Source organism: Peribacillus sp. NPDC006672 (genome assembly GCF_050274955.1).
Taxonomy (GTDB): domain Bacteria; phylum Bacillota; class Bacilli; order Bacillales; family DSM-1321; genus Peribacillus.
Genome location: NZ_JBNNOR010000002.1, coordinates 398325 through 424187, shown reverse-complemented (window position 1 = coordinate 424187; position 25863 = coordinate 398325). Strand labels below are relative to the sequence as shown.

25 protein-coding genes, 1 pseudogene and 1 riboswitch are annotated in these 25863 nt (G+C 40.3%); of the genes and pseudogenes, 16 read left to right on the top strand and 10 right to left on the bottom strand.

Annotation, left to right across the window (positions count from 1 at the left end; all coding sequences use genetic code 11):
- Positions 1–2: 2 nt before the first annotated feature.
- Together ACQKKK_RS05450 and ACQKKK_RS05445 are read left to right on the top strand one after the other, a co-directional pair.
- Positions 3–455 carry a GNAT family N-acetyltransferase gene (locus ACQKKK_RS05450; RefSeq protein WP_427614807.1) on the top strand — a complete coding sequence of 151 codons (453 nt, stop codon included), beginning with the start codon at positions 3–5 and terminating at the stop codon, positions 453–455.
- Between the two features lie 91 nt (positions 456–546).
- Positions 547–699, top strand: coding sequence for a hypothetical protein (locus ACQKKK_RS05445; protein ID WP_427614633.1), 153 nt, complete (start codon positions 547–549; stop codon positions 697–699).
- Between the two features lie 51 nt (positions 700–750).
- On the opposite strand, the gene ACQKKK_RS05440 is transcribed toward ACQKKK_RS05445, so the two are convergent.
- Positions 751–1329 (bottom strand): GNAT family N-acetyltransferase, encoded by a 579-nt coding sequence (locus ACQKKK_RS05440; protein ID WP_427614632.1) that lies wholly within the window; start codon positions 1327–1329, stop codon positions 751–753.
- A gap of 103 nt (positions 1330–1432) precedes the next feature.
- Between ACQKKK_RS05440 and ACQKKK_RS05435 the strand changes: the two genes are divergently transcribed.
- Positions 1433–2347: a PLP-dependent aminotransferase family protein gene (locus ACQKKK_RS05435; protein WP_427614631.1), complete on the top strand. Its 915-nt coding sequence runs from the start codon at positions 1433–1435 to the stop codon at positions 2345–2347.
- Between the two features lie 44 nt (positions 2348–2391).
- The gene (locus ACQKKK_RS05430) at positions 2392–2826 is read left to right on the top strand and encodes a hypothetical protein (protein ID WP_427614630.1); all 435 of its coding nucleotides are present in this window, start codon (positions 2392–2394) and stop codon (positions 2824–2826) included.
- A 63-nt stretch (positions 2827–2889) separates the two neighbouring features.
- Here the strand turns inward: ACQKKK_RS05430 and ACQKKK_RS05425 are convergent, their stop codons facing one another.
- Together ACQKKK_RS05425 and ACQKKK_RS05420 are read right to left on the bottom strand one after the other, a co-directional pair.
- Complete coding sequence (locus ACQKKK_RS05425; protein WP_427614628.1) at positions 2890–3309, bottom strand: MarR family winged helix-turn-helix transcriptional regulator; 420 nt, start codon at positions 3307–3309, stop codon at positions 2890–2892.
- A gap of 429 nt (positions 3310–3738) precedes the next feature.
- A complete protein-coding gene (locus ACQKKK_RS05420) occupies positions 3739–3942 on the bottom strand; it encodes a hypothetical protein (RefSeq protein ID WP_427614626.1) in 204 nt (67 codons plus the stop codon).
- A 128-nt stretch (positions 3943–4070) separates the two neighbouring features.
- Here ACQKKK_RS05420 and ytvI point away from each other — a divergent pair, with 128 nt between their 5' ends.
- Complete coding sequence (ytvI, locus tag ACQKKK_RS05415; RefSeq protein ID WP_427614625.1) at positions 4071–5114, top strand: sporulation integral membrane protein YtvI; 1044 nt, start codon at positions 4071–4073, stop codon at positions 5112–5114.
- 345 nt (positions 5115–5459) lie between these two features.
- Here ytvI and ACQKKK_RS05410 read toward each other — a convergent pair whose 3' ends face one another.
- On the bottom strand, positions 5460–6812 hold the full coding sequence (locus ACQKKK_RS05410) for a hemolysin family protein (protein WP_427614623.1): 1353 nt from the start codon (positions 6810–6812) through the stop codon (positions 5460–5462).
- Positions 6813–7427: 615 nt separating this feature from the next.
- Here ACQKKK_RS05410 and ACQKKK_RS05405 point away from each other — a divergent pair.
- The 4 genes from ACQKKK_RS05405 to ACQKKK_RS05390 all read left to right on the top strand — a co-directional run bounded on the left by ACQKKK_RS05405 (position 7428) and on the right by ACQKKK_RS05390 (position 9873).
- Positions 7428–8000 (top strand): YitT family protein, encoded by a 573-nt coding sequence (locus ACQKKK_RS05405; RefSeq protein WP_427614621.1) that lies wholly within the window; start codon positions 7428–7430, stop codon positions 7998–8000.
- 93 nt (positions 8001–8093) lie between these two features.
- The gene (locus ACQKKK_RS05400; RefSeq protein ID WP_427614619.1) at positions 8094–8813 is read left to right on the top strand and encodes a FixH family protein; all 720 of its coding nucleotides are present in this window, start codon (positions 8094–8096) and stop codon (positions 8811–8813) included.
- Between the two features lie 102 nt (positions 8814–8915).
- Positions 8916–9080, top strand: coding sequence for an Lmo0850 family protein (locus ACQKKK_RS05395; RefSeq protein WP_185147867.1), 165 nt, complete (start codon positions 8916–8918; stop codon positions 9078–9080).
- A gap of 160 nt (positions 9081–9240) precedes the next feature.
- A complete protein-coding gene (locus ACQKKK_RS05390) occupies positions 9241–9873 on the top strand; it encodes a DedA family protein (protein WP_427614617.1) in 633 nt (210 codons plus the stop codon).
- 56 nt (positions 9874–9929) lie between these two features.
- Here the strand turns inward: ACQKKK_RS05390 and ACQKKK_RS05385 are convergent, their stop codons facing one another.
- The 3 genes from ACQKKK_RS05385 to ACQKKK_RS05375 form a co-directional block, all read right to left on the bottom strand.
- Positions 9930–11261 (bottom strand): hemolysin family protein, encoded by a 1332-nt coding sequence (locus ACQKKK_RS05385; protein WP_427614616.1) that lies wholly within the window; start codon positions 11259–11261, stop codon positions 9930–9932.
- Between the two features lie 281 nt (positions 11262–11542).
- The gene (locus ACQKKK_RS05380) at positions 11543–12652 is read right to left on the bottom strand and encodes a histidine kinase N-terminal domain-containing protein (RefSeq protein WP_427614614.1); all 1110 of its coding nucleotides are present in this window, start codon (positions 12650–12652) and stop codon (positions 11543–11545) included.
- A 238-nt stretch (positions 12653–12890) separates the two neighbouring features.
- Positions 12891–13778 carry a cation diffusion facilitator family transporter gene (locus ACQKKK_RS05375; RefSeq protein ID WP_427614612.1) on the bottom strand — a complete coding sequence of 296 codons (888 nt, stop codon included), beginning with the start codon at positions 13776–13778 and terminating at the stop codon, positions 12891–12893.
- A 205-nt stretch (positions 13779–13983) separates the two neighbouring features.
- Positions 13984–14086: riboswitch (TPP riboswitch) on the top strand.
- 106 nt (positions 14087–14192) lie between these two features.
- Between ACQKKK_RS05375 and thiT the strand changes: the two genes are divergently transcribed.
- Positions 14193–14774, top strand: coding sequence for an energy-coupled thiamine transporter ThiT (thiT, locus tag ACQKKK_RS05370; RefSeq protein WP_427614610.1), 582 nt, complete (start codon positions 14193–14195; stop codon positions 14772–14774).
- A 320-nt stretch (positions 14775–15094) separates the two neighbouring features.
- Here the strand turns inward: thiT and ACQKKK_RS05365 are convergent, their stop codons facing one another.
- Positions 15095–15619, bottom strand: coding sequence for a universal stress protein (locus ACQKKK_RS05365; protein ID WP_427614608.1), 525 nt, complete (start codon positions 15617–15619; stop codon positions 15095–15097).
- Positions 15620–15904: 285 nt separating this feature from the next.
- On the opposite strand from ACQKKK_RS05365, the gene ACQKKK_RS05360 reads away from it, so the two are divergent.
- On the top strand, positions 15905–17938 hold the full coding sequence (locus tag ACQKKK_RS05360) for a transglycosylase domain-containing protein (protein WP_427614607.1): 2034 nt from the start codon (positions 15905–15907) through the stop codon (positions 17936–17938).
- Positions 17939–18122: 184 nt separating this feature from the next.
- On the opposite strand, the gene ACQKKK_RS05355 is transcribed toward ACQKKK_RS05360, so the two are convergent.
- Entirely contained in the window at positions 18123–18425 is a 303-nt protein-coding gene (locus ACQKKK_RS05355) for a hypothetical protein (protein WP_427614605.1), read from the bottom strand.
- Between the two features lie 193 nt (positions 18426–18618).
- Between ACQKKK_RS05355 and iadA the strand changes: the two genes are divergently transcribed.
- Positions 18619–19794 (top strand): beta-aspartyl-peptidase, encoded by a 1176-nt coding sequence (gene iadA, locus ACQKKK_RS05350; RefSeq protein ID WP_427614603.1) that lies wholly within the window; start codon positions 18619–18621, stop codon positions 19792–19794.
- A 61-nt stretch (positions 19795–19855) separates the two neighbouring features.
- Here iadA and ACQKKK_RS05345 read toward each other — a convergent pair.
- Positions 19856–20082, bottom strand: a pseudogene (locus tag ACQKKK_RS05345) (IS5/IS1182 family transposase); the annotation flags it as partial.
- Between the two features lie 656 nt (positions 20083–20738).
- Between ACQKKK_RS05345 and pdhA the strand changes: the two are divergent.
- The 4 genes from pdhA to lpdA are packed head-to-tail and all read left to right on the top strand — an operon-like array spanning position 20739 to position 25570.
- A complete protein-coding gene (gene pdhA / locus ACQKKK_RS05340; RefSeq protein WP_427614601.1) occupies positions 20739–21851 on the top strand; it encodes a pyruvate dehydrogenase (acetyl-transferring) E1 component subunit alpha in 1113 nt (370 codons plus the stop codon).
- A complete protein-coding gene (locus tag ACQKKK_RS05335; RefSeq protein ID WP_427614599.1) occupies positions 21851–22834 on the top strand; it encodes an alpha-ketoacid dehydrogenase subunit beta in 984 nt (327 codons plus the stop codon). The genes pdhA and ACQKKK_RS05335 overlap by 1 nt, the downstream gene beginning before the upstream one ends.
- A 30-nt stretch (positions 22835–22864) precedes the next feature.
- Positions 22865–24145, top strand: a complete 1281-nt coding sequence (locus tag ACQKKK_RS05330; RefSeq protein WP_427614597.1) for a dihydrolipoamide acetyltransferase family protein — start codon at positions 22865–22867, stop codon at positions 24143–24145.
- Positions 24146–25570, top strand: a complete 1425-nt coding sequence (gene lpdA, locus ACQKKK_RS05325; RefSeq protein ID WP_427614595.1) for a dihydrolipoyl dehydrogenase — start codon at positions 24146–24148, stop codon at positions 25568–25570.
- Positions 25571–25863 lie beyond the last annotated feature (293 nt).

Sequence of the window (25863 nt, the reverse complement as noted above, 5' to 3'; positions counted from 1 at the left end):
GGATGAAGATAAGGGAATTATTGGCAGATGAGTCACCGCCGATGCATTTGTTGCTATTGGCTGATCCTTCAAGGGAATTGGTAAAAGCATATTTGGAAAGTGGGACATGCTTTGTTGCCGAGATGGATAAGCGAATCATCGGAGTTTATGTTTTGCTGCAAAAAGGACCGGAATTGATAGAGATAATGAACATTGCAGTGGATGAAAGGCATCATGGAAGGGGAATCGGAAGACAGCTGATTGGACATGCCATTAGCTATGCAAGGGAACAAGGGTATAAAATGATGGAAATTGGCACTGGGAATTCAAGTATTGGACAGCTTGCTTTATATCAAAAATGCGGATTTAGAATGATTGGCATCGATCGCGACTTTTTTAATAGACATTATTCCGAAGCATTTTATGAAAATGGGATTCAGTGCCAGGATATGGTTCGCTTGTCACGAAGCATTTGATGGAACCGTGAGACTAAGCAGTGATATTCCAGTTTGACGGAAAAGCTTTACGGACAAAAGTGTGGATTGAAATGCTTAGGGGGGAATGAACTTGTTCTTTGGAGATATGATTTATCTTCTATTTGCTTTACTAATGCCGCTTTTATTTGCGATTGGCGTTTTAATATTCATTCGATCCACGAAAAGGCAAAAGGATTCATTAACTAAAATTGAATCGGATCATAAAGACTCACCTGAAAAATAGCAGCAAGAGGAAAAGAGTGTCCCAAATAAGCGGCACTCTTTTTCTCCATCTTTACCTTTCCAAAAAAGCTTCCAAGTTCTTTTTCACACAGGGCCATTCGTGCTCGAGAATGCTGTAGACCACCGTATTCCTTATCCTTCCATCTTGCAGTTTTTTCTCCATCCGTAAAATGCCTTCTTCAAGGGCGCCGAGCCTGGCTATTGCTGCACGCGACCTTTTGTTCAATTCGTCCGTCCTGAATTCAACCCGTGTCATGTGCCACTTTTCAAAAGCATGCTGCAATAGCAGATACTTACATTCTGTGTTAATGGCTGTCCGCCATTTATCGGGATGATACCAAGTCGCACCGATTTCCAGGGACTGATTATGAAATTGAATATTCCTTAAGCTAGTGCTGCCAACTATCGCATCATTAGTCTGATCGATAACGACAAATGGATGATGAAGTTCCTGCTCCCTTGCTCGGATGCCTTCCTTTACATAGGAAATCGCCTCTTCATATGACAAGATCTTTGTTGCGCTCCATTTCCATATTTCAGATGGAAGGGAAGCAGCGTAAAGCGGTTCGATATGATGTTCCATCATTGGGGTGAGTATCACGTGTTTCCCGAGTAATTCGATATGTTTCATAGTCTCCTCCTCTTGATTGATATATTCATTATAAAAATATTCTGGTCCTATAATAAGGACCAAGTCTGATATGCTTTATGGAACCAGTTTTAAGGAGGACCAAATGTTTGAAATCACTCTAACCTTAGATAAAACGAATAAAGAAGCTTTATATGTCCAATTGTATAAATACTTTAAAATGGAAATCCAGAATGGGCAAATAAAGGCTGGTATGAAACTTCCTTCTAAACGAAAACTAGCCATGCATTTAGGGATAGGCCTTAATACAGTAGATACTGCTTATCAGCAGTTGATGGCAGAAGGGTATGTGGAAAGTCAATTAAGGAAAGGTTTTTACGTAGCTGATTTAGACCCGATCTCACCTTTGAATGAACCGCTGCATGTTACCGAAGGGGTGAAGGGCCCTATGCATGAAAGGAAAATGATCGATTACAATCATGGCCGGGTGGAAATGGATTCTTTCCCGCATGCTGTGTGGAAAAAATGTTTAAACAATACTTTGTATCTCCAGGAAAGAAAAATGTTCATGAGTGGTGATCCCCAAGGGGAATGGGAGCTCCGGGCTGAGATCTCTTCCTATCTATTTCAATCGAGAGGAGTTCGCTGCGGCGCTGATCAAATCATCATTGGGGCAGGTACACAGTATTTCATACATCTTCTGCGGTTGCTTCTTGGAAATGAGCGGATATTTGGGTTGGAAGACCCTGGATTTCATCGGGTTAGGGAGGTACTAAGGTTGGAGGGAGCCAATGTTGCTTTCATTCCATTAGATGAAGGTGGAATTAGTGTGGACTCTTTGAAAGAGAGTGCAGCGAATGTTGCCTATGTCACTCCTTCCCATCAATTTCCTTCCGGCATGATCATGCCGATAACGAGAAGGGTGGAATTATTGAATTGGGCAGTAGAAAAAGAGGGTTATATTATTGAAGATGATTATGACGGCGAATTCCGTCATGTAGGTAAACCGATTCCATCCTTGCAGGGGTTGGAGACAAATGGAAGGGTCATCTATACCTAGGCACCTTTTCAAAATCGTTGATTCCAACGATTAGAGTGGGCTATATGGTGTTACCAAAGGAGTTAGCTATTCTTTATCATGAAAAGTTAAAAGGTTACAAACAGACCGTTTCTAGAATGATTCAAGAAACGCTCTGTCTTTTTATGAAAAATGGCCATTGGGAACGCCACCTGAATAAAATGCGTACGATTTACCGTAAAAAGAATAAGGTGTTGCTGAATGCAATTGAAGAGAACTTTAATGATCTTGTAACTGTAATCGGTGAAAAGTCAGGATTACACGTTCTGTTAAAAGTTAAAAACAGTAGCACAGAGTCAGAGCTCATTCAAACCGCTGCTAGTGTTGGCGTGAGAGTCCATCCAACTTCGGTTTATCATTCAAAGAAGGTAAAAGACCCTACTATTTTAATTGGGTATGGTGGTTTAACCGAAAGGGAAATCGAAGAAGGAATCCGACTTTTAAAAAAGGCATGGCTATAGATCGGTTCGTACTGGAAAATGGAAAGGCCGTGATTCTCTTAACAATAATATAAGACACCCAATTTAGTTTCTTATATTATTGAGGATTTTAAGGACCGTCTGGAAAAACAAGTCCTGTTCTTCTTCAGTAATGCCATCCAGGGCTTTTCCTTCAATTTTCTCTGCAATTTTAAGGCATTTTGTATGTACCTCTTTGCCCCGGGGAGTTAGCTCAATTCGCTTTTCCTGTTCATCTTTACCAGGGACCTGCTTAATCATATTATTCTGTTCCATACTGTTGACCGAACGTGTGATGATAACACTATCTACATCCAAGTAATTGCAAATATCGGGTATGGTGGAATATCCACAGTTCTTTAAATAATTCAAGATCGTCCACTGATTATGATAAATTTCAAGGGCTGTAATTTGTTCATTCATTTTACTAACTAATGATCTGGATACTTGTAAATATTGATGAAATAATTGAGTAGGGTTCGTCATATGATTCTCCTTTATAATGGTTGACCAATCCATTATATTCTTTAATTCTTAAAAGTCTATTGTAATGAATCATTTATTTCAGTCAATGTTTATTTTTGGAAACGATCCAGGAATGGGAAAGATTAATGGCTGAATGAATTGAATTAAGCGAGAGCTCAGTCTCGCTAAATCCTCAAAAAACAATGGGGGAAGGATATACAAGCTGACGATAGGAAGCTTAATAATATTTTTGCCGTAACTTGACGGAAAACGGACTTTTTACCCATGAAAAGCAGATGCGATAAAAAAAGCAATGGTGGAAGCGGGGATGGGAAATATCATCATTCAAAAGGCTGCCCATATCGGTACCTGTATTTATTCAAGCATATGGCATACTTTGAAGTATATCCTGCAAACAAAAACCAGCCTCTTTAGTGGCTGGTTTTTGCTTTAAAACCTCTCGCTGGTGGAGCGGTGTTTGGTTTCCTTTTTATTTCTTTCTTCTTGTCGTTCATAATTAATTTCATCAATTGGTAAATCTTCAATGGGCATGACTACTTGATCACGTTCCAGCTGTTTTTCCTGATTTTTTTTGAATGCCTTGGATTTATCATTACGCTCTTCAAGATACTTTTCTTTATCTTTACTATCCAATGTCAATCCCTCCATCTCTTTATAACTCTTTTTCCCTTTATTGAGAAAATAAAACGTATAAACGAAATATATGTGACCCCGTTTCATAAATATAAGGAGAACAAGAAAGTGCAAGGAGGGTTTGTTCAGTGAATGTCGCTGTCTTTTTCCGCTGGTTTTGGAGGGGTATTTTCCTTTTAGGCATATTAATCGTCATTCCCTATTCATGGGCATTGATTTTAGCATTACTCACAGCCATTCTATTGGATGGATTGGTCCGCATGATTGGTGAAACGGCAAAACTGCATCGGCTTTGGGCAGTATTGATTTCATTTGTTTTATATGTAGGCGGGCTTATGAGCATCACTTATTTTTCCTTTTCGGTTTTAATCAAGAAGATCATTGTTTATTCTGAAGAATTTCCTGGATTCATACGTGAAATGTATTTGACGGCGATATTGCCAGTCATAAGGCAGTGGGAACGATATTCCCAAACATTGCCGCCAAATCTCATTCTGTCAATAGAACAAACGATAGAAAAGGGAGTCAAGGCTCTAGAGGGGTTCACAGAGGGCTTTGTTCAGGATATGGTTCAGTTCGTTACGCTTATTCCGGGTTTTTTTATTGATTTTTTAATTTATTTAATCGCTTTATTCTTAATTAGTCTTGAATTGCCTAAGTTAAGAAAAAAAGCATTCCATTATTTAAAGATATCCACCTATCAAAAGATATCGCTAGTTTATCAAGATTTAAGTAGGGCAGCAGTTGGCTTCATCAAGGCACAAATCCTATTGAGTTTAATTACGTTCATCATGGCTTATGGAGGACTATGGTTGTTAAATGTGAAGTATACGATCCCGTTGGCGCTGTTAATAGTTGTTGTGGATATTCTTCCTATCTTGGGGACGGGGTCTGTACTGGTTCCTTGGTCCGTAATTGTTTGGGCGCAAGGAAACCATCATCTAGGGATTGGCCTCGTTATCCTGTTCCTGGTCATTACCATTATAAGAAGGACCATCGAACCAAAAATTTATTCAGCAAATATGGGATTGAGCCCATTGGCATCGTTGGTCAGTCTTTATTTAGGGTTTAAAATGCTTGGTTTCCTTGGGCTTTTCCTTGGACCTTCGATATTGATCGTTTATGATACGTTAAAAAAGACTGGTGTCATTAAATTGAACTTCAAAATATGAAAGATTATTAGAGGTTTTTTGCCTCATTTCTTAAATTTGACATATCTTTTACCGCTTTACCTTGCCCCTTGCAATGATTGCAGTCCCGGGAAAAGAATTGCAGATAACGGGTTTTCCCTTTCCCTTTGCAGTGTTGGCAAATGGTTATGAGTTTCATAATTCCTCACTCCTTCAAAAAGTATCGCTTTTCTACCAGTATGAAACAATAAAGGTAGAACTATACTTAATTATTATCATTCAATCTAAATGCAGCAGGTTTTATATAATATGTATTTTTTTATTTCGTGTACCAGTTGGAAAAAAATAACCCGCGTTCCTGATGTCAATTAGGAACGCGGGTTATTATCATGAAACGATTTCAGTTTGTGATATCATCGGAAATTCTTTTACTTCGCTTACGACTTTAGCTGGTTTATATATTTCAATATAACAGATATGGTGATCTTCCATTTCTTTTATCCTAAAGTTATAGGGACCATAAGTCAGGATATCACCTTGTTTGGCCTCGTAATTCTCGGTAAGGATCCATCCGCCCATCGTATCAATATCTTCATCGTTGATATCCAATCCAAGTAAATCATTCACTTCACTGATTAATACCTTGGCATCGATGATATAGTGATCTTCTTTTAATTTGCGGACATCCGGCACTTCATCCAGGTCGAACTCATCGCGGATATCGCCGACGATTTCCTCAAGGATATCTTCAACGGTCACCAAACCTGATGTACCTCCGTATTCATCCATGAGGATAGCCATGTGAATGCGTTCCTTTTGCATTTTTAAAAGTAAATCATGAATAGGGATACTGTCAATGACACGGATGATCGGACGAACATATCGGTTGATCGCTGATGCTGCCTGATTGTTCTTGTCGATCATTTCAGTGAATAGCTCTTTGATATTGACCATTCCGATAACATGATCTTTATCCCCATCGATGACAGGATATCGTGTAAAGTTCTCTTCCGCCATAACGGTGAAAAACTGTTGAATTGTATCATCTTTGGATACCGTTGCTATTTCTGTACGTGGTACCATAATTTCTTTTGCAATCCGATCATCGAATTCAAAAATTTTATTCACATATTTAAACTCTGATTGGTTAATTTCGCCACTTTTGTAGCTTTCAGAAACAATGATACGTAGCTCTTCTTCTGTATGAGCCAAATCATGTTCGGAAACTGCTTTTAATCCTAGCATTTTTGTAAGCGTCCTTGCAGAGCCGTTCAGTACCCAGATGAAAGGATACATGACTTTGTTAAAACCAATTAAAGGTTTGGAAACCAATAAAGTTATTTGCTCCGCTTTTTGAATCGCCAATGTTTTCGGTGCCAATTCCCCAACAACCACATGTATGAAGGTAATGAAAGAAAAGGCAATTGCAACTGAGAGTGCATGTGAAGCGGAATCCGGAAGATTCAATTGATTTAAGAGCGGGTTCAAAATGTTTTCAACTGTCGGTTCCCCAAGCACCCCAAGCCCTAAAGCGGTAACTGTAATCCCGAGCTGGCATGTTGAGAGGTATTCATCCAGGTTGGATATTACCTTCTTTGCTGAAAGTGCATTCGGCCTTCCTTCTTCAATTAATTGATCGACCCTCGTGCTTCTCACTTTAACAATCGCAAACTCCGTAGCTACAAAAAATGCTGTTAAAGCAATTAAAATGGCAATAAGAACCAAGTTTATTATGTCCAAATAGTCTCCCTTAACTCGCCTACGAGACGAATAAGGAGTCCACCTCCTACATTTTTAAAATATACAAGTATATTTTTTTTGCCTTGCTGAATATTTTCGGGAATCATTAAAACTAGCTGCGGTAAATGGATGTGCAGCTGCTTGAACTCCCACTTTTTTAAGTGATGAAGAGAATAAAAGTATATGCCGATAAGCGATGCGTAGACGGGAAATAGAAGAATCTCTGTATGAAGGAGTGCAGCTATTTTTCAAGAGTATGCACATATCCGTTACGCAAAGCAGCGTCCGTCCGTCAAAACGAACATTCTTTAATGCCCCATCAAATCACCTCAATTTAATTAATTTAAATACTTTCATTATAGAAAGAGTTAATGATTGAGTCAAACAGCTTACGGCTCCTTAAATCCGGTAAATTGCTTGTAAAGGATCATTTTGAGCTAATATTTAGCGATATTTGACTGTTTTCTCTACTTTATTGCATTATATTATAGAATATTCAGAAAACCGAAGACCTGCTTCATAAAAAATTAATCAGTTTCATTATTTTTTGGACGGTATAAACATATTCTATAGAAACTGGACAGGTTTTAATGCAGATTAATGGGGGTGGCAGCCATGAAAATCATGGAAAGGATGGCAGCAATCATTGCCGGCAGCATGCTAGTAGGTGTGGGTATCAATTTTTTTCTGATACCTTTTCATTTATTGGATGGGGGCATGATAGGGATTGGCCTGATTTTTCATTACTATTTAGGACTGCCAACAGGCATGTCTGTGATTTTGAGCAGCATTCCATTATATATATATGCTTGGTACTTTGAAAAAAAACTATTTCTGAACAGCTTACATGGCTTGCTTTTTTCCTCTTTATGCATCGATATTTTTTCCGACGCCGTCACTGGATGGGGTCTTCCAATTTATGCAAGTGCAATAATTGGGGGAGGGTTGATTGGACTTGGAATAGGCTTGATGCTTCGGTATGGGACCTCTACAGGCGGAACGGATATGTTGGCACAGATCCTTTCCAGGAAGAGTGGGCTCAATGTCGGTTTGCTGATTTTTATCATTGATGGTTGCGTACTGCTTTGCGGACTGAGCGTTGTCGGTACTTCAATTTTTTTATATTCATTTTTAACCATCATCGCGGTAGCCATGCTGACTTCAGTTACCGTGATGAGAACTGGTTGAAGTGGATTAAGTATAAAATTCCGAAAAAAGGAAAGGATGGGGAATATGGAAAGAGCAGATTTCTAGTCAAATAAATTGTAAAGGGAAGTTCTTATGAAAAAATTCTATATGTGTACTGCGTTGTTATTCATGCTGGCTGGGTGCCAAGAGTCTGAAATGCCAGAGGATAAAGAAGTGAACAGTGCTGTTCCAGAATCGATGGATGCATCGATCGTCATTAAAGGGAAATTGGAGCCTGGAAAAGAAGTCATTCTTGAAACTACAGTAAAACAAGGAAGCCAATTTGTGAATGAAGCTGATGAAGTAATGTTTGAAGTGAGAAAGTCCGGACAGGATAAACGGCAAATGCTGGAAGCGAAGAATACTGGAAGTGGCACATATCAAGTGATGCATACATTTGATGAACAAGGCAAATATATTGTAGTTTCCCATGTAACTGCCAAAGACCTTCATGTGATGCCGGAAAAAGAAGTGGTCGTTCCAGAACATGAAAGTGAAGGTGCAGGTGCATCAGTTCATCCAAGTACGGATGTATCAATCGAGTTTCAAAGTAACCCTGTAAAGGCAGGAAACAGTTCGAACTTTGAAGCAAACGTAGAATTGGATGGGAAGCCGCTGACAAATGCAGATGTAAATTTCGAGGTGTGGAAGGAAGGCAGTGAAGAGAGTCATTTCACCAAAGCAGAAGAAGATGGAAATGGGACATATCAAAATAAGGTATCATTTGAAGAATCGGGAACATATAAGGTGCAGGTACATGTAGAAAAAGATGAAGTGCATGAACATCAACTGCAAACCATTCAAGTAAATTGACTCCGTGTAAAATGTTTTTTGATGGAATGTTTTAAATAGGTTTTATCCTTTTGTTAAATGGGAAGTTAAAGGATAACGATACAGTAGAAAAGGAGGGTAAGCATGAATAATCAAATGATCAACAAGTATAAAAATCTCGGGATTCATATTGAAAAAACGAAATCACGCCAGGAGATTTTCACTAATGTTTCACAAAATGATTCATCCTTACTCACCACGGCTGCTTTTTCTCAATTTTCCCAAAAACGGGAGCTAAAAGAATATTGATGCAATGAGACCGGAGCACATATCAGCTGGTCTTTTTTTGTGCATTCCTAAAAGTGATATACAGTGAAGCAGGATATGAAAAATCGAATAGAACCTTAGAAGCTGAAATAGGATAGAAGGACAAACAATTTGAAATCAGCGGTAAGGGGAGTCTGATTGTATGATATCACAGCTTATTATGACTATATTGAATTGGTTTGCAGAAATGGGGTATATGGGGATTTTATTGGGGCTGATGGTTGAAATCATCCCGAGTGAGCTTGTTCTCGGATACGGTGGTTATTTGGTTGGCCTGGGGAAAATGACTTTTTGGGGAGCTGTCCTTGCAGGTGTGGTAGGTGGGACGATGGCACAATTATTTCTCTATTGGGCTGGTTATTATGGCGGACGGCCTTTTCTCTTGAAGTATGGAAAATATATTTTAATTAAAGAAAATCATATCGTAATGGCTGAAGAGTGGTTTCAACGTTATGGGGTAGGCGTGATTTTTACGGCTCGATTCATTCCTGTGGTACGACATGCCATTTCAATCCCTGCGGGAATTGCAAGGATGTCTGTATGGAAGTTTATATTTTATACGGTTGCCGCTGTCATCCCTTGGACCATATTGTTTCTATCCATAGGACGGATACTCGGCGAAAATTGGCAGCAAATCAGGGAAATAACTGCACCTTATATCATTCCTGGAGCTGGTTTTTCCGTTGCCCTTATTTTGCTTTATATCATATGGAAAAAAAATACTACACCTCCAATCGTAACGGTCAAAAAAATGGGGCGGTTATCCGATAAGTGAACACATCACAAAAAAAGCCACGTAAAATGACTTTTTACGTGGTTTTTCTTAATAATTTACCCTTGGGGAAGGTCTTCTTCCAAATGAAGCTGTACGACCTTTTTTGTTACCTCGATGGAACGAATGGCGTGATCTTCCATTTCAATCACTTTAAAGCAGAATCCGTCTTTTTCCATGATGTCCCCTACATTCACATCATAATTCTCAGTAAGGACCCATCCCCCTATAGTATCGACATCATCTTCTTCTAAGTGAATGCCAAGTAAATCATTCACTTCCTTTACAAGAAGTTTAGAGTCTAAAATATAGTGTCCATCCTTAATTTTCCTGATTGATGCAACTTCATCGATATCGAATTCATCACGAATTTCCCCAACGATTTCCTCTAGGATGTCTTCAACTGTGACAAGGCCTGAAGTTCCGCCGTATTCATCCATCAAAATAGCCATATGAATGCGTTCTTTTTGCATTTTCAACAGCAAATCGTGGATGGGTATATTCTCCATGACTCGAATGATCGGACGAGCGTAATTTTCAATCGCTTTGTTGTGGATTTCACGATTCTTGATAAGATCCGAGAAGACTTCCTTTAAGTTCACTAAGCCGATGACATGGTCTTTATCACCTTCGACAACAGGATATCGAGTGTATTTCTCCAATTTTGCCACATCGACGAATTCCTGTACCGTTTCATCTTTTGATATGGTCATGATTTCTGTCCTTGGAACCATGATTTCTTTAGCAACACGGTCATCGAATTCAAAAATGTTGCTGACATATTTAAATTCCGATTGGTTAATCTCTCCGCTTTTATAGCTATCTGATAGGATTAAACGCAACTCTTCTTCCGTATGTGCTATTTCACTTTCGGATGCAGGCTTGAAGCCAAATAATCCGACAACGAAACGAGAAGAATGATTCAATATCCAGATGAAGGGAAAGGCAATCTTATGGAAAAAAATCAGAGGGCTGGCAATAGCCAAGGCAACTTGCTCGGCCTTTTGGATGGCAACGGTCTTTGGAGCCAATTCACCTACAACCACATTAAGGAACGTTATCAGGGAAAACGAAATGACAAATGTCAGAATGCTTGTAACTTCTTGTGGGATGTTCAAGGCATTGAATAAAGGCCCGACCAATTTGAGGATGGTCGGTTGTCCAAGCCACCCCAATCCTAGAGCGGTAACGGTGATTCCAAGCTGTGTGGCGGATAGGTATTCATCCAGATCGGATGTAACCTTTTTGGCCGCAATGGCTTTTTTGTTTCCCTCTTCAATCAATTGATCGATCCTGGAGCTACGAACCCTTATGATCGAAAATTCCGAAGCTACAAAAAAGGCAGTTAAAGCGATTAAAATAATGACTAATAAAAAACTTAATATGTCCAATTAGTGTGGGACTTAATTGAATCGCCTGATGTACCGAACGACTTAATTATCCCAGTCACCTCCCAAAACCAATAATGAATGAACTGATGGTGTGTGTATTAAATGTTAGAAGAAAAATAAGTATCGTTTATCTTGTATGAAATTATGATGGTTTTTATTTTCAATCTATAGGGTCATTCACCTCGATTAGTAGTGGAACCTAACTATTAGTATAAGTAACTGGACGTCAATCAGTCAAAAAATTCAAACTGAAAACCCAAGGAAAAAAGGATATTCATCCATTATTTAGTTTTCAATTGTATGGAAAAGGTCGTCAGGAAATCGGTAGAGTGGCAGGATAAGGTTCCTTGATGTTTTAAAACGATTTCTTTACAGACGAATAGTCCCAATCCCGTTCCCCTTTTTTTTGTGGTGATGAATGGTTCAAAAATATTCGGCATGACTTCGTCCGGTATCTTAGGCCCATTGTTGGAAATGTTTAAAGTAAGGATGCCGGGTGGTGATTCAGAGCCTGATATATAAATGGACGGGGAAGGCATCCCTGCAACCACGTCAAGGGCATTTAAAATGATATTAAGTAAAACTTGGCGAAACTCTTCTTTAGAGCCGGAAATGACGGCATCATCGGCAATATTACATGTAATCGAAGCATTTACTTCCAAAATGCTGGGATATAGAAATTCGATCACCTCATTCACTAGCTGAGCAATCGAAAATAGATCAGGTTGCGCTTCTGAAGTTTCCTTTTTGGAAATATTAAGAAATTGAGTGATCCGGTAATTGAGCTGATCCAATTCTTTTGAAATGATATCAAGATATTTTATCTGCGGTTGTTCTGCCTGTAACAATTGGATGAATCCCATGATGGAAGTCAGTGGATTTCGGAATTCATGGACGAAGCTTGATGTCATTTGGCCAAGGAGCGTCAAACGGTCTTTATGGTTTGGGCTAATGAAATGATAGCGTTCTTCAAGTTCCATCGTTTTCAATTCGGTATAACGGGATAATGCAAAATGAATGAGTTTATCGAAGTAAACGTTTATTTGCTTAATTAAATCGGATACTTCTTCTTTAGTTGCCTCGGAATTCAAAACGTGCTCAACGATGGTGGATCTGCCGATGGTTGCTGTGGAAAAGAATTTTTCCATATCTAATTGTTTATTAACTCGATCACACGCAATTTTTTCACCTACGACCTTCAGCACATCGTCTATGTCAGTATCCGATTTTTCAAGCTGATCCATTAGCAGATTAAAAATTTTTTCCACTTCTCCTTTAAAATACCCCATATATCCGTCCGGTAAATGGAGCAACTCATCTTTCCATTTGGAAATGATGCTGTTTTTTTGAGAAGATAAAAAGTGAATGGTCATTTCTCGATTAGATACCATTTTGCCCTCCATACTGTAGGAAAATGAATTTTACTTTCGCCCAGAAATTAATTTATTTGAATAAAATTACAAAATATTAAAATAATTACATTTTGTTTTTTATGATAACAGATTAGAGTTCTTTACACATGTGTCAATTGGAATAAATATTCGGCAAATAGTCGATAAATACCTTTTTTTGACACATTTTTATTAAAGGAATTACAGGATTTAATAATAAAAAAAGGTATCCGCAAAGTTAATGACGGTTACCTTTTTTATTGAATGCATATGGTTCGATGTGAACGATTACATGCTGGATGTTATATTCCTTCAAAAGATTCTCTTCGATTTTAACCGTAATATCGTGACCTTGGATGACGGTCAAAAGAGGGTTAACATGTACGGTAGTTTCGAGCAGGATTTCACTTCCGTGCATACGTGCTTTAATTTCACTCATGTCCTTAACACCTTCTGTCAATATAATGGTTTGTCCGATCTTTTGCAGGAGCTGCTCGTCGAAACCATCGGTTAAAGAGATGGATGCATCACGGAAGATATCCCAGGCCGTTTTGCAGATGATGATCCCTACTACAGCTGCAGCTATCGCATCCAGCCAGGGGATTCCCATCTTAGTACCGATGATTCCTATAAAAGCGCCAACACTGACAAGGGCATCGGAACGATTATCCTGTGCAACGGCGTAGATGGAAGAGCTGTTGATCTTTTTACTTAACGCTAAGTTATAACGGTAGATTCCGTACATGAAAATTGCAGAGAATATAGCGACATAGCCGGTCAGCATATTTGGAACAGTTTTTGAATCTTGCTGGAAGAAGGATTCTATAGCACTGTAAGCAACCTGGATGCCCACGGTAATCATGATGAAGGCAGCTACCAACGAGGCTACGGTTTCCGCCCGTAAATGACCATATGAATGATTATCATCAGGAGGCCTCTTCGAAATTTTCAAACCAATCAATACGGCTATGGAAGCGATGATGTCGGTCGTATTATTTAAACCATCTGCCCAAAGCCCTTTAGAATCACCGAAATAACCAAATGATAATTTAAGAGCAGACAAGAATATGTAAGCGGCAATGCTTATGTAGGCGCCTTTTTCGGCTGAAATCGAATGTTTATCCATGTCTAATCCCTCCCCGATGTAAATTAGGAAACAAACCTTAGAAAAGTTGTTGCATTTAGCCATCTAACTTGGTTAATTGAAGTTGGTTAAAAGAAAGGGTATTCCCATAAATATGGGAGTGGCAAGTTTTTATGATATGACATTTTCTTTAAGTTGTCTTTTTTAGAAACTAGTAGTATATTCTAACCGAGGATCGAATATTAAATACTTCCACAAGGGGAGCCAAAAGGCTGAGAGTGAACGGTTAAAGTTCAGACCCTATGAACCTGATAGTTAGCACTAGCGTAGGGATGTGGTTTTGGATACAAGCAATACTGGGCATCCATTACCGCCCCGGTGTTGCTTTTTTGTTTGTGTAAAATTTGGCAGGGAGGGAACTCGTGTACACTTTTCATTTTTGGAGAAGGGAGAGACATGATGAAAAATAAAACGTTATTCATGACAGAGGTTGCCATTTTTGCTTCACTGGCTTTATTACTGGATTTGGTTTCTGGATTCATTTTTTCAAGAATCTGGCCGCAAGGGGGCTCGATATCAATAGCCATGGTACCGATTTTTCTGATGGCATATCGTTGGGGCATCAAAGGTGGGATGTTAACCGGATTGTTACTTGGGCTTTTGCAAATCGTCAGTGGTACAGCATGGATCAGCACGCCGATTCAAGGCTTTATTGATTATTATCTTGCTTTTACGGTTGTCGGGATATCCGGTGTATTCATGAATAAGTTTGTAAATAGCTATAAAGAGGAAAAGCGTTCCAAAGCGAAGTGGTTTGGGATTTGCGGTATGTTTTTGGGCAGTTTTCTGAGGTTTCTGTGTCATTTCGTATCCGGAATCGTGTTTTTTGGCTCTGCAGCTCCAAAAGGACAGCCAGTAGCGATTTATTCATTCATTTATAATGGGACTTATATGCTGATCAGTTTTATTTTATCTGCCCTTGTGGTGATGATGTTATATTCGGCTGCTTCAAGTGTATTACTGAAAAAAGCCTATTAATAAAAAAGCCGGATTCTATAATGAATCCGGCTTCAGACTGTAGACAAATTCGATAAATAATTGAGTTTGTCTACAGTTTTTTTGAAGGTTTATAAATTTTGAACGTTGATTGGAATTCATTCCACACATGTAAAGGCGAATAAGCGCAATTTTGAAAAGAAAATCTTTCGGAAAGAAACACGTGCTTATGTTTTATAACTCCTCTAATTACGTTTTCCACTAGTGGTAATATGGTAAGGCAGGTGTAATCTCCTGTACAAATAAGTTTCCAGTAATCACAGGCGTTTTATAAGCTGCAACAGGGCAGAACGGCTCAATCTTCATTTTGCAATGAATACCGAACAAGGTGCGTTTTTCGCAATGGAACTGCTAGTACTGCCAAGAAAGAATTTTTCCAAACCGCTTTTAGCGCTATTGCCTACAACGATGAGGTCGGCAGCAGTTCTTGCCGCATAATCACATACGCTTTCTGGCGCATGTCCTTCCAATATCTCGAATTTCCCCTTGACTTGACATTCACTTAGCAATCTCAACATATTACTTTTTGCGTTCTGAACACTACTCTCGATGGCGGAAGGGGTATCATTTACCCTTTGATGTTTTGGTTGTTCGACTTCAACGACGGGATGTGTCTGGACGGGATCCACATAAAACCCCGCAGCCGGTACGAACCCCGGAGCCGAGGCGTTTCCCATGATACGCTGCTCAACCTTATCAAGTAGGACATGAACTACGGTCAGCTCGGCTTCAGGAAAGGCCTTTTTCAATGTTGCTCCATATTCCACGGCACGTTTACTCTCTTCATTTCCATCAAAAGCGACGACAATATGTTTTAAATCTTTCATACCCTCTCTCCCCTTTTATAAGTCTTTAAAGTGTTATACCCACTTTTAAAGGGCTTCACGCTTTTAATCGGTATATGGATCGCAAATTACGGGTAAAGGATAGATACGGCCATTGTTAAAAATGGTAGGATGAAACCCTGATCCTTCAATTAGTTCATTCGATGAAGGGGGTATCATCAGCAAGGAAGCCGATACCCGGGTATAGTGCTAAAGAAAAGGTGACTTAGCTTAGGTCTTTTAGTCAATCGACGAGTTTTCTTTAATAAAAGGGGTAAAATATTTTTAATGAAACATGTCGCAGATGGGAAAATGGGGGTACAAATGAGAGGGTTAGTGAAATTAGGTCTAATTATTATATTGGCGATTGTGGTTTTAGGCGCCGGTTTACTATTTTATTTCAGACAGGGTGCAGATATAAGCCATCTTCAAAATAGTCTTCAGCAACCAACAGGAATTTATGATCAGGATGGAAATCTTGCCAGCACGATCACGGCAAATAAATCCGAAGGTGTTTCGATAGATGAAATACCGGAACATATGAAACAAGCGGTGGTTTCCATTGAGGATCACCGTTTTTATGAACATCACGGCATCGATTATCAAGGGATTTTGCGAGCGTTGGTTAAAAATGCAAAAGCCGGAAGTGTTGTTGAAGGAGGGAGCACGCTTACCCAGCAGCTTGTGAAGATTACGATGCTGGAGTCGAATCGAACACTGAAGAGAAAGATTGAAGAGTTTTTTCTGGCCCAGGAAGTTGAAGATGAATATACAAAAGATGAAATTCTGGAAATGTATTTGAATCAAGTTTATTTTGGCCATGGGGCATGGGGAATTAAAAAGGCCGCAAATATTTACTTTTCCAAAGAGGTCTCTGAATTGACCGTTGCCGAGGGAGCCTTGCTGGCAGGTGTCATCAACTTGCCATCCAAACTTGATCCATACAAGAATTTAGACGGGGCAGTGAAGCGGCGTGATTTGGTTCTTTCTAGAATGGCGGAACATGGATACTTGACGAAAGATGAAGAAACGGCTGCAAAAAAAGATGCAGTGACACTTCTCATGGGGAAGAAGGAAACCGATCCATTAAAAGGAAAGTACCCTTATTTTGTCGATCATGTTTTATCAGAAGCATCAAGCAAATATGGAATACAGCTTGAGGATCTGCTTTCAAAGGGCTATAAAATATACACGACACTGGACCAATCCATGCAGCAGGCTACAGAATCCGTATATGTAAATGATGCAAATTTTCCAGTTGGAACGAGTACAGAAGAAATGGTTCAAAGTGGATCAGTCCTCCTTGATCCTGAAACGGGCGGGATAAAGGCACTTGTCGGTGGGAGAGGAAAGCATCAATTTATGGGATATAACCGGGCAACCCAGCTGACAAGATCTCCAGGTTCATCCATTAAACCACTTGTAGTTTATACTCCAGCGGTTGAAGAGGGATACGATATCACTGCTCCTTTAAAGGATGAAAAAATGAGCTTCGGGGAATATGAGCCAACAAACCTGAGCGGTGTATATAAAGGGGAAGTGCCCATGTATGAAGCGGTGATGAATTCCTTGAATGTACCAACGGTTTGGCTTTTGAATGAGATTGGCATCGATAAGGGGCTGGCTTCACTTAAACGGTTTGGGATTCCGTATGAGAAGGATGATCGAAATCTGTCGCTTGCTTTAGGAGGGATGAAGAAAGGTGTGTCCCCGCTGCAGATGGCAGGAGCCTTTTCAGCATTCGCCAACAGCGGGGAACGTATGGAAACCCATGCCATTGTAAGAATAGAAAATAATGATGGAAAAGAGGTAGCCGCCTGGAAAAAGGAAAGCACCAAAGTAACCTCTAAAGGCGTCGTCGATAAAATGAATTCCATGCTGCTTGGTACAGTGGAATATGGCACAGGGAAAAACGCAGCTGTTTCGGGTTATGAAATAGCAGGTAAAACAGGTTCCACACAAGTTCCCATCAAAGGAATATCAGGGGTTAAAGATCAATGGTTCATCGGTTATTCACCATCGTTGGTCGGTGCTGTATGGGCTGGATATGATAAGACGGATGAAAAACATTATTTAACGACACACAGCAGTCAGGGAAGTGCAATCATCTTTCAAAAAATAATGTCGAAAGCTTTACAGAATCAAGCGTCTCAATCTTTTAAGACTCAAGATATCGGACCGCTTATAGCTGAAAAACAGGCAGTTATAGCTGAGCAACAGGCAAAGGAAGAAGGGGAGAAAAGGAAGCAATATTGGATTGATAAAGGAAAAGAAATTCGGGATGGTTTGAATAAATGGAGGGATTGGGATGTACCGTGGTAATTTTCATGAAAAGGGAGCATGGCATGCGCGTACTTTCCAATAAATTAACCAAAAAAGACTGTCAATCATTGACAGTCTTTCATCATTCATTAAAAAATAAGATTCGCTATTATTCCGATTACGGCGATTGCGCCTATGACCATTAAAATGGTTCTCATTCTATACACTCCTTTTCTGTTAGCATTTAAATGTTAACGGTTTGGTTCGATTGGAAACCGAAGTCATCATTTTCTTTACAGATATCCTGTACTTTTTCGAGCATGGCATGTACATTCTTGCCTTCAAGTATGACTTTCATGGTTGCACACTCTTGAAGAATTAGCACAAAGGATACAAATGTTGAAAGTTTCTTGGCATCGACCAATTTATGGTTGCAGATAAAATATATATTTCCTTTAAATTCTTTCGTAACTTGATATAGGTTCATGATTTGTCGCATGGATAATCTTTTATTTGTTTTAATGTCAGAAGAAATCACTTTATTCATGTCGTTTACCCCTTTTGTTTGTATACTTTTGGAAAAGCATAATCAAGATGTCAATTCAGCTACAATTTTTAAAATCGAACAAGAATGTTGGTCTCTTTTATGTAATTGTTAGCGGGTTATGTTGTATATTTACCCGAGTAAAAGATTTTAAAACCTATTTGAAAATTTCAATTTTTTGAAGGGAGAAGGAACAATGCTCACACTTATAAAAAATGGGGAGATTTATGGTCCAGAATATATGGGCCAAAAAGATATCCTTTTGGTTGGAAATAAAATTGGCTTCATTGAGGACATGATTGATGTACCTGCCAATTTCGTTGAATTTGAGGTGATTGATGCGAGTGGGCAAATCGTTGTTCCGGGTTTTATAGATGCTCACGTACATATTATCGGCGGAGGGGGGGAAGGGGGCTTTAAAACGAGGACACCTGAAATCCAATTAACAGATGCAACGTTAGCAGGTATAACGACATTGGTAGGGGTCATCGGAACAGACGGTACGACAAGGACGATGCCGGCGCTGCTTGCTAAAGCCAGAGCGCTTGAAGAAGAAGGAATTAGCTGCTTCGTTCAGACAGGTTCATATCAAGTCCCAGTCAAGACGTTAACCGGTAAAATTGAAGATGATTTAATTCTAGTGGATAAAATTATCGGTGTGGGCGAAATCGCCATTGCCGATCATCGTTCTTCGCAGCCGACTGCTGCTGAACTTGCTAAACTGGCTTCTCAGTCACGTAATGGAGGTCTGTTGTCCGGGAAAAGCGGTATCGTCAATATTCATGTCGGCGACAGTCAAAACCATTTGCAGGTAATTGAAGAAGTTGTCGAGACAACGGAAATACCGATCACACAGTTTTACCCTACACATATAAATCGAAATCCGCATTTATTCAAAGCAGGGATGGAATATGCAAAAAAAGGGGGCTATATTGATTTTACGACAAGTACGATCAAGAAGTTCCTTGAAGAAGGGGAAGTCAAAGCAAGTACAGCAATAAAGAAAGCACTAGAAGAAGGGGTAGATATCAGGCAGATCACCTTAACTTCAGATGGGCAAGCTAGCCTGCCTGACTTCGATGGCAGCGGCAACCTCCGCGGTTTGAACATTGGTACATGCATGTCCTTATATGATTCTGTCGTAGATGCGGTCATCGAGGATGGAGTGACACTTGCGGATGCCATAAGAGTTGTGACGGAAAATCCGGCCAATATTTTAAAACTTACAAAAAAGGGGCGGCTTGAGGCAGGAAATGACGCCGATATCATCATAATGAAGAAACAAACATTAGAAATAAATAGTGTTATCGCGATGGGGCAGATTATGGTCAAAAATGGTGAAGCGGTCGTGAAAGGAACATTTGAAAAATAGATTTTTCTAATACCCGTGTAGTGGGTAAAGGAAATGAAATCTTGTTGGTAAAGTAATCCTCAATCGAGCGAATACCTAAGATATATTGAATGAATGTCAGTTTAACTAAAATAACTGGATTTATACCTGAGCGGCCTACCTCGGAATACATGTCTTTCACCAAGTCATAAATGAACGAGAAATTAATGGCGGCCTCCATTTTACGAACCAAATGGTTCGCTGGCACCAGTTGATCTACGTAATCATTTCCAGTTGATCCCGCTGAATGGAATCATGTTCAGAAAGCATCCTTATCACTCAAGTTTTTATGCTTCTATTTTAAAACAAAAAAGACTGTTGGCGTTCTATCTACATGTTAAACCAAAGCTGATTGTCCAAGGGAGACCAAGCAGGCGAAAAGGGCGCCGCGGAACGCGAATGCCCTACGTTCCAATCACGTTCAAATTCTACAAAGCCTCAAATAAACCGTAGACAAACTCCATTATTTATCGAGATTATAAACAGTCTGAGACCCATGATTACAATGGGTCTTTTTGTGCTGGATCCTGATTTTGATGATAAGGGATGTACTTGTTTTAATTTAGGCAACCCTTGAATGGATGCTAGCTAATGAGTAACTTGGAACGGTCGAGGCATATCCCCGACATGCCGGTAACCCGCTAATTTCACCTTAAATTTTTCCATAATGGGGCTTATTTTCAAAATGAAGGTGATTTATAAGAAAACACATTCTAAATAAAGGAAATATACTAAAAATTCCTTCTATTTAACATATTATTAAAATCTTGGATGTATTATCCTTTTATATAAGCAAATGTAGTTTATGAAACAGTAATCATTCACAGACATAAAAGACCAATGAAAACTTTTTGGGCTGTTATTTCATGACTGTTCAAAACCTTGGTAAGTTTGCGAAACAAATCTATCTTAAGGGGAGAAATGAAATGGAAAAGACGGGAAACCCAATAATGAAAGCGTATTCAAACGATATTGAGCCGGAAGTGTTTCGTGTATTGACACCTGACGGAGAAATCGTTGGAGCGATTGATGGGAAAGTCGATAAATCATTGATGTTAAAGATGTATGAGAGCATGCTACTGCTCAGAACATTTGACCGTAAATCAATTAATCTCCAGCGCCAAGGCAGAATGGGAACTTATGCACCTTTCGAAGGACAGGAGGCATCCCAGGCAGGAAGCGCTTTAGCATTGTCAGCAGGTGACTGGATGTTTCCCACATACCGTGATCATGGAGCGGCAATCATTCATGGACAGGAATTGTATCGTGTTTTCCTATACTGGATGGCGCATTTAGAGGGTTCAATTTGTCCGGAAGGTAAAAGGATATTACCTCCTAGTGTTCCCATTGCCACTCAAATGGTTCATGCGGTAGGAACGGCTTGGGCAAGTAAGATTAAAGGGGAAAAGAATGTAAGCATTGCTTATTTTGGTGATGGTGCCACTTCTGAAGGGGACTTTCATGAGGCGCTGAATTTTGCAGGCGTTTATAAAACCCCGACAATCTTTTTCTGCCAAAATAATGGCTATGCGATCAGTGTGCCTTTTGAAAAGCAATCGGCATCTAAAACGATATCCCAGCGTGCTGCCGCTTATGACATACATGGGGTTCGAGTGGATGGAAATGATATCTTTGCAGTATGGCTGACAGTAAAAGAGGCTGTCGAAAGGGCCCTTAAAGGTGAAGGACCCACTTTAATCGAAGCCATAACCTTTCGCTATGGCGCCCATACTACTGCAGACAATCCGAACATATATCGCGATCAGGACGAAATTTCGACGTTCTGGAGGGAAAATCGGGATCCGATTACGCGTCTTAGAAAGTATTTGAATAAAGAGGGTTATTGGAATGAAGAGCAGGAAGGAATCGTGTTAAAACAATTCAACGAACTGATAGATGCTCACCTCCAAAAGGCGGAAGGTTATCCGAAATCCAATCCGCTCGAAATGTTTAACCATGTATATGCTGAGGAGCCATGGCACCTAAAGGAACAGAAGCAGGAATTGAACCAAATCTTAAAGAAAGGTGTGAAGAAATAATGGGCAAAAGTTTAACGATGCTCCAGGCTATTACGGAAGCGCAGGACCAAATGCTGGGTCATGATGATCGTGTGATGATCTTGGGTGAGGATATTGGAGTGAACGGCGGAGTTTTCCGATCGACGGAAGGGCTTTATGAAAAATATGGAAAAGATCGAGTGGTGGATACGCCATTAGCTGAATCTGGAATCATCGGCTCTGCCATTGGTTTAGCCCTTAACGGACTGCTGCCAATAGTGGAGATTCAATTCCTCGCCTTTATTTATCCGGGATTCGAGCAACTCGTTTCCCATGCTGCCCGTATGAGACACCGGACTCGTGGGCAATTTGGCGTGCCTCTCGTAATCCGTACGCCATATGGTGCTGGAATCAGAGGACCTGAACTTCATTCCGAAAGTGTCGAAACCTTCTTTGCCCATACACCGGGTTTAAAGGTAGTTGCACCAAGCAATCCATACGACGCAAAAGGTCTTCTCATTGCTGCAATTGAAGATCCTGATCCGGTAATCTTTTTGGAACCGACTAAATTGTATCGGGCTTTTAAGGAAGAAGTTCCCGAAGAAATGTATCGAATACCAATTGGTCAAGCAAAAGTGGTCCAGGAGGGAAGCGACCTGACCATTTTTGCATGGGGGGCTATGTTAAGGGAGGCATTGAATGCCGCGAAAAAGATTGAAAGCGAAAAAGGCTGGAAGTGTGAAGTGGTCGATCTACGAACTTTATACCCTTTAGATAGAGATACGATCGTGCAATCCATTAAAAAGACAGGTCGTGCATTAATCGTCCATGAAGCCCATAAGACTGCCGGATTAGGTGCGGAGATTATTTCCATCATTAATGATGAAGCTCTTATTTACCTGAAAGCGCCGATTAAGCGTGTAACAGGATTTGATGTTCCGGTTCCGCCGTTTTCAATAGAAGATCATTATCTACCGACAGTTGACCGTGTAAAACAAGGAATAGTGGAGACGATTTCATTTTAATTGATAATTAAGGGAAAAGGAGGAAGACGCATGATGGAATTTAAACTTCCTGATGTAGGGGAAGGGATGCATGAAGGAGAAATTATCCAATGGCTGATCAAGGAAGGGGATGCGGTGACGCAGGACCAACCCATTGTTGAGGTGCAAACGGATAAAGTTAATGCGGAATTGACTGCCCCAGCAACGGGAGTGGTCAAGAAAATATTTTTTTCCGAAGGGGATATCGTGGAAGTGGGAACCACTATTTTCACAATTCAAGAAGGGAACGATATGCCTGCTCCGGAAACAGGCATTAGTGAAGGAGATATCCAAGTCGTTCAATCTGATGATGTAAAAGTAAATGGAGAGCATATGACAAGCAAACCGCATCTTGATGCAATGCATGTGTTGGCTACCCCATTCGTACGTCAAATGGCAAGGGAAATGAAGGTTGATATCGAGCAGGTTAAAGGCTCCGGTCCCGCTGGGCGAATAATCGAGAGTGACTTGAAGCAGTTTAAAGAAAATAATTCGATAATAAGGGAAAATGCCAATAACAATGATGACAAGATTCTTCAAGATATGTCCCCAATGAAGGATGCCGTCCAGGCAAAAGGATTGGAAAAAGAGTGGGAAGAGCGGATTCTGCTTAAGGGCATTCGTAAAAAAATCGCTGAACATATGGTAAAGTCGGTTTCAACCATTCCTCATGTAACCCATGTTGATGAATTGGAAATGGATCGATTGAAGGAATTGAAAGATCAATTAAAGGCGTATTCCGATGATAAGGATATTAAATTGACCTTTTTGCCGTTTTTCGTAAAAGCCATTGTCATCGCTTTAAAGGAGTTTAAAACTTTAAACGCTTCAATTGATGAAAAAACCAATGAAATCATCTTGAAAAATTATTATCATATTGGGATTGCAACGAATACAAAAGAGGGTCTCATTGTTCCTGTCATAAAGCATGCAGATCAAAAAACCATTTTCCAACTGGCTGATGAAATCAGGCAATTGGCAAACCAAGCCCGGGAAGGGAAGTTGGGCATAGATCAAATCACAGGCAGTACATTTACCATAAGCAATGTAGGACCGATCGGTGGGATGCATGCGACCCCGATCATTAACTATCCGGAAGCGGCCATATTAGCTTTGCATAAAATGGAACAACGAATGGTCGTTCGAGATTTGGAAGGTGTAATCCGTTTAATGATGAATATGTCTTTATCTTTCGATCATCGTTTAATAGATGGTGTTACAGCGGTGCATTTTACAAATAGAATCAAGGAACTGCTGGAAAATCCAATTCGTTTAGTTGTGGAGATGAGATAAATGGTAGTAGGGGAAGTTGCTGTAGAGACGGATGTTATCATCATGGGAGGAGGTCCGGGAGGATATGCTGCGGCTATCCGTCTCGGACAGTTAGGGAAATCGGTCGTGCTTGTTGAAAAGGATAAGCTGGGCGGGGCTTGTCTTAATCGGGGCTGCATACCTTCGAAGGCTTTAATTCACGCAGCCGATCAATACCAAAAGCTTAACGATTTAGGGAAAATGGGAATCAGGCTGTCTCAAGAAAGAACCACAATGGATTTGGGAATTTGGCAGGATTGGAAAGAGGGCATCACTTCCCAGTTGAACCAAGGTATTGCCCATCTTTGTAAAGAAAATGGAGTGACGGTGGTTAAAGGTCAAGCCACCTTTTTATCTGATGACCGTATCGGAGTAGAAACCGATGGCGATTTTGAAACCTACAAGTTTGAACAGGCAATTATTGCGACGGGATCCAGACCTTTCATACCATCATTCATTAAAGTCGATGGAGAATATATTTTGGATTCAACAGCAAGTTTGCAGCTGCATGAAGTCCCATCTAGTTTGTCGATCATCGGCGGAGGCTATATCGGAATCGAATTGGGTATGGCATTTGCTAAGTTAGGTACTAAAGTGACCATCATTGAGATGGCCAACCGCATTCTCCCCCAGGTTGCCGAGAACCTTGTCAAGGAAGTTACCCGTAATGCCAAGAAGCTTGGCATGGACATTAAAACATCGGCGCGGGTAGAAAAGGCGAGTGTAGTGGATGGCCAAGTACACCTTCATGTTTCCTCGGAAAACCAGGGGGCGGAAGTGGTAGTGAGCGAAAAGACCCTGGTTACAATCGGCAGAATTCCTAACACAGAAGAGATTGGCCTGACTCGGGCTGGTGTTACGGTTGGTGAAAGGGGCCATATAGCTGTAGATATGGAATGTCGTACAAATGTGCCGCACATCTTTGCCATCGGTGACATTACACCTGGTCCAGCTCTTGCACATCGAGCGTCCAAACAGGGTATCGTGGCAGCGGAAGTAATAGGGGGGCTGCCAAGTGCCATTGACTCCCCGTATGTCCCCTATGTAATCTTCTCGGAACCACAAATAGCAGGGGTTGGTTTAAGCAGTGAAGAAGCTGAACAACAGGGATACAGAGTCAAGACTGGGAAGTTCCCGTTCAGTGCCAATGGAAGGGCGCTTGCAACGAATGAAACGGATGGATTTGCTGAAGTGATCGTGGATGCAAAAAGCCACATATTGCTTGGAATGCATATGGTTGGTGCAGATGCCTCCAACCTTATAGGTGAAGGGGTCCTTGCACTTGAGTTGGCGGCTCGGGTCGAAGATATAGCCCTCAGCATGCATCCTCATCCAACTTTGACTGAGGGGTGGATGGAAGCCGCGGAGGCAGTTTTGGGACATGCGATTCACATTGTAAATAAATAAGATAACAGGAAGATGTAAATTCATGGGGATTACCAATGTAGTCCCCGATTGGAGTGTTTCATTTTAATAGATTTAGAAACCTGGTCATTGGTCCCCAGTAAGGCAAGGCTATCAGCAAATTCACTCCATATCGAAGATAAGAACCCGGATAACGGCGTTTGACCAACAGGAACATCTATTAGCTTACAGTGATACTCTTGTAAAACTAAAGGCATATTGATATCATTTTTACTTTGGTGATGTATGAGGTGATTTTTTAAGAAGGCTTTGCATCCTTCACTCCTAAACCATAA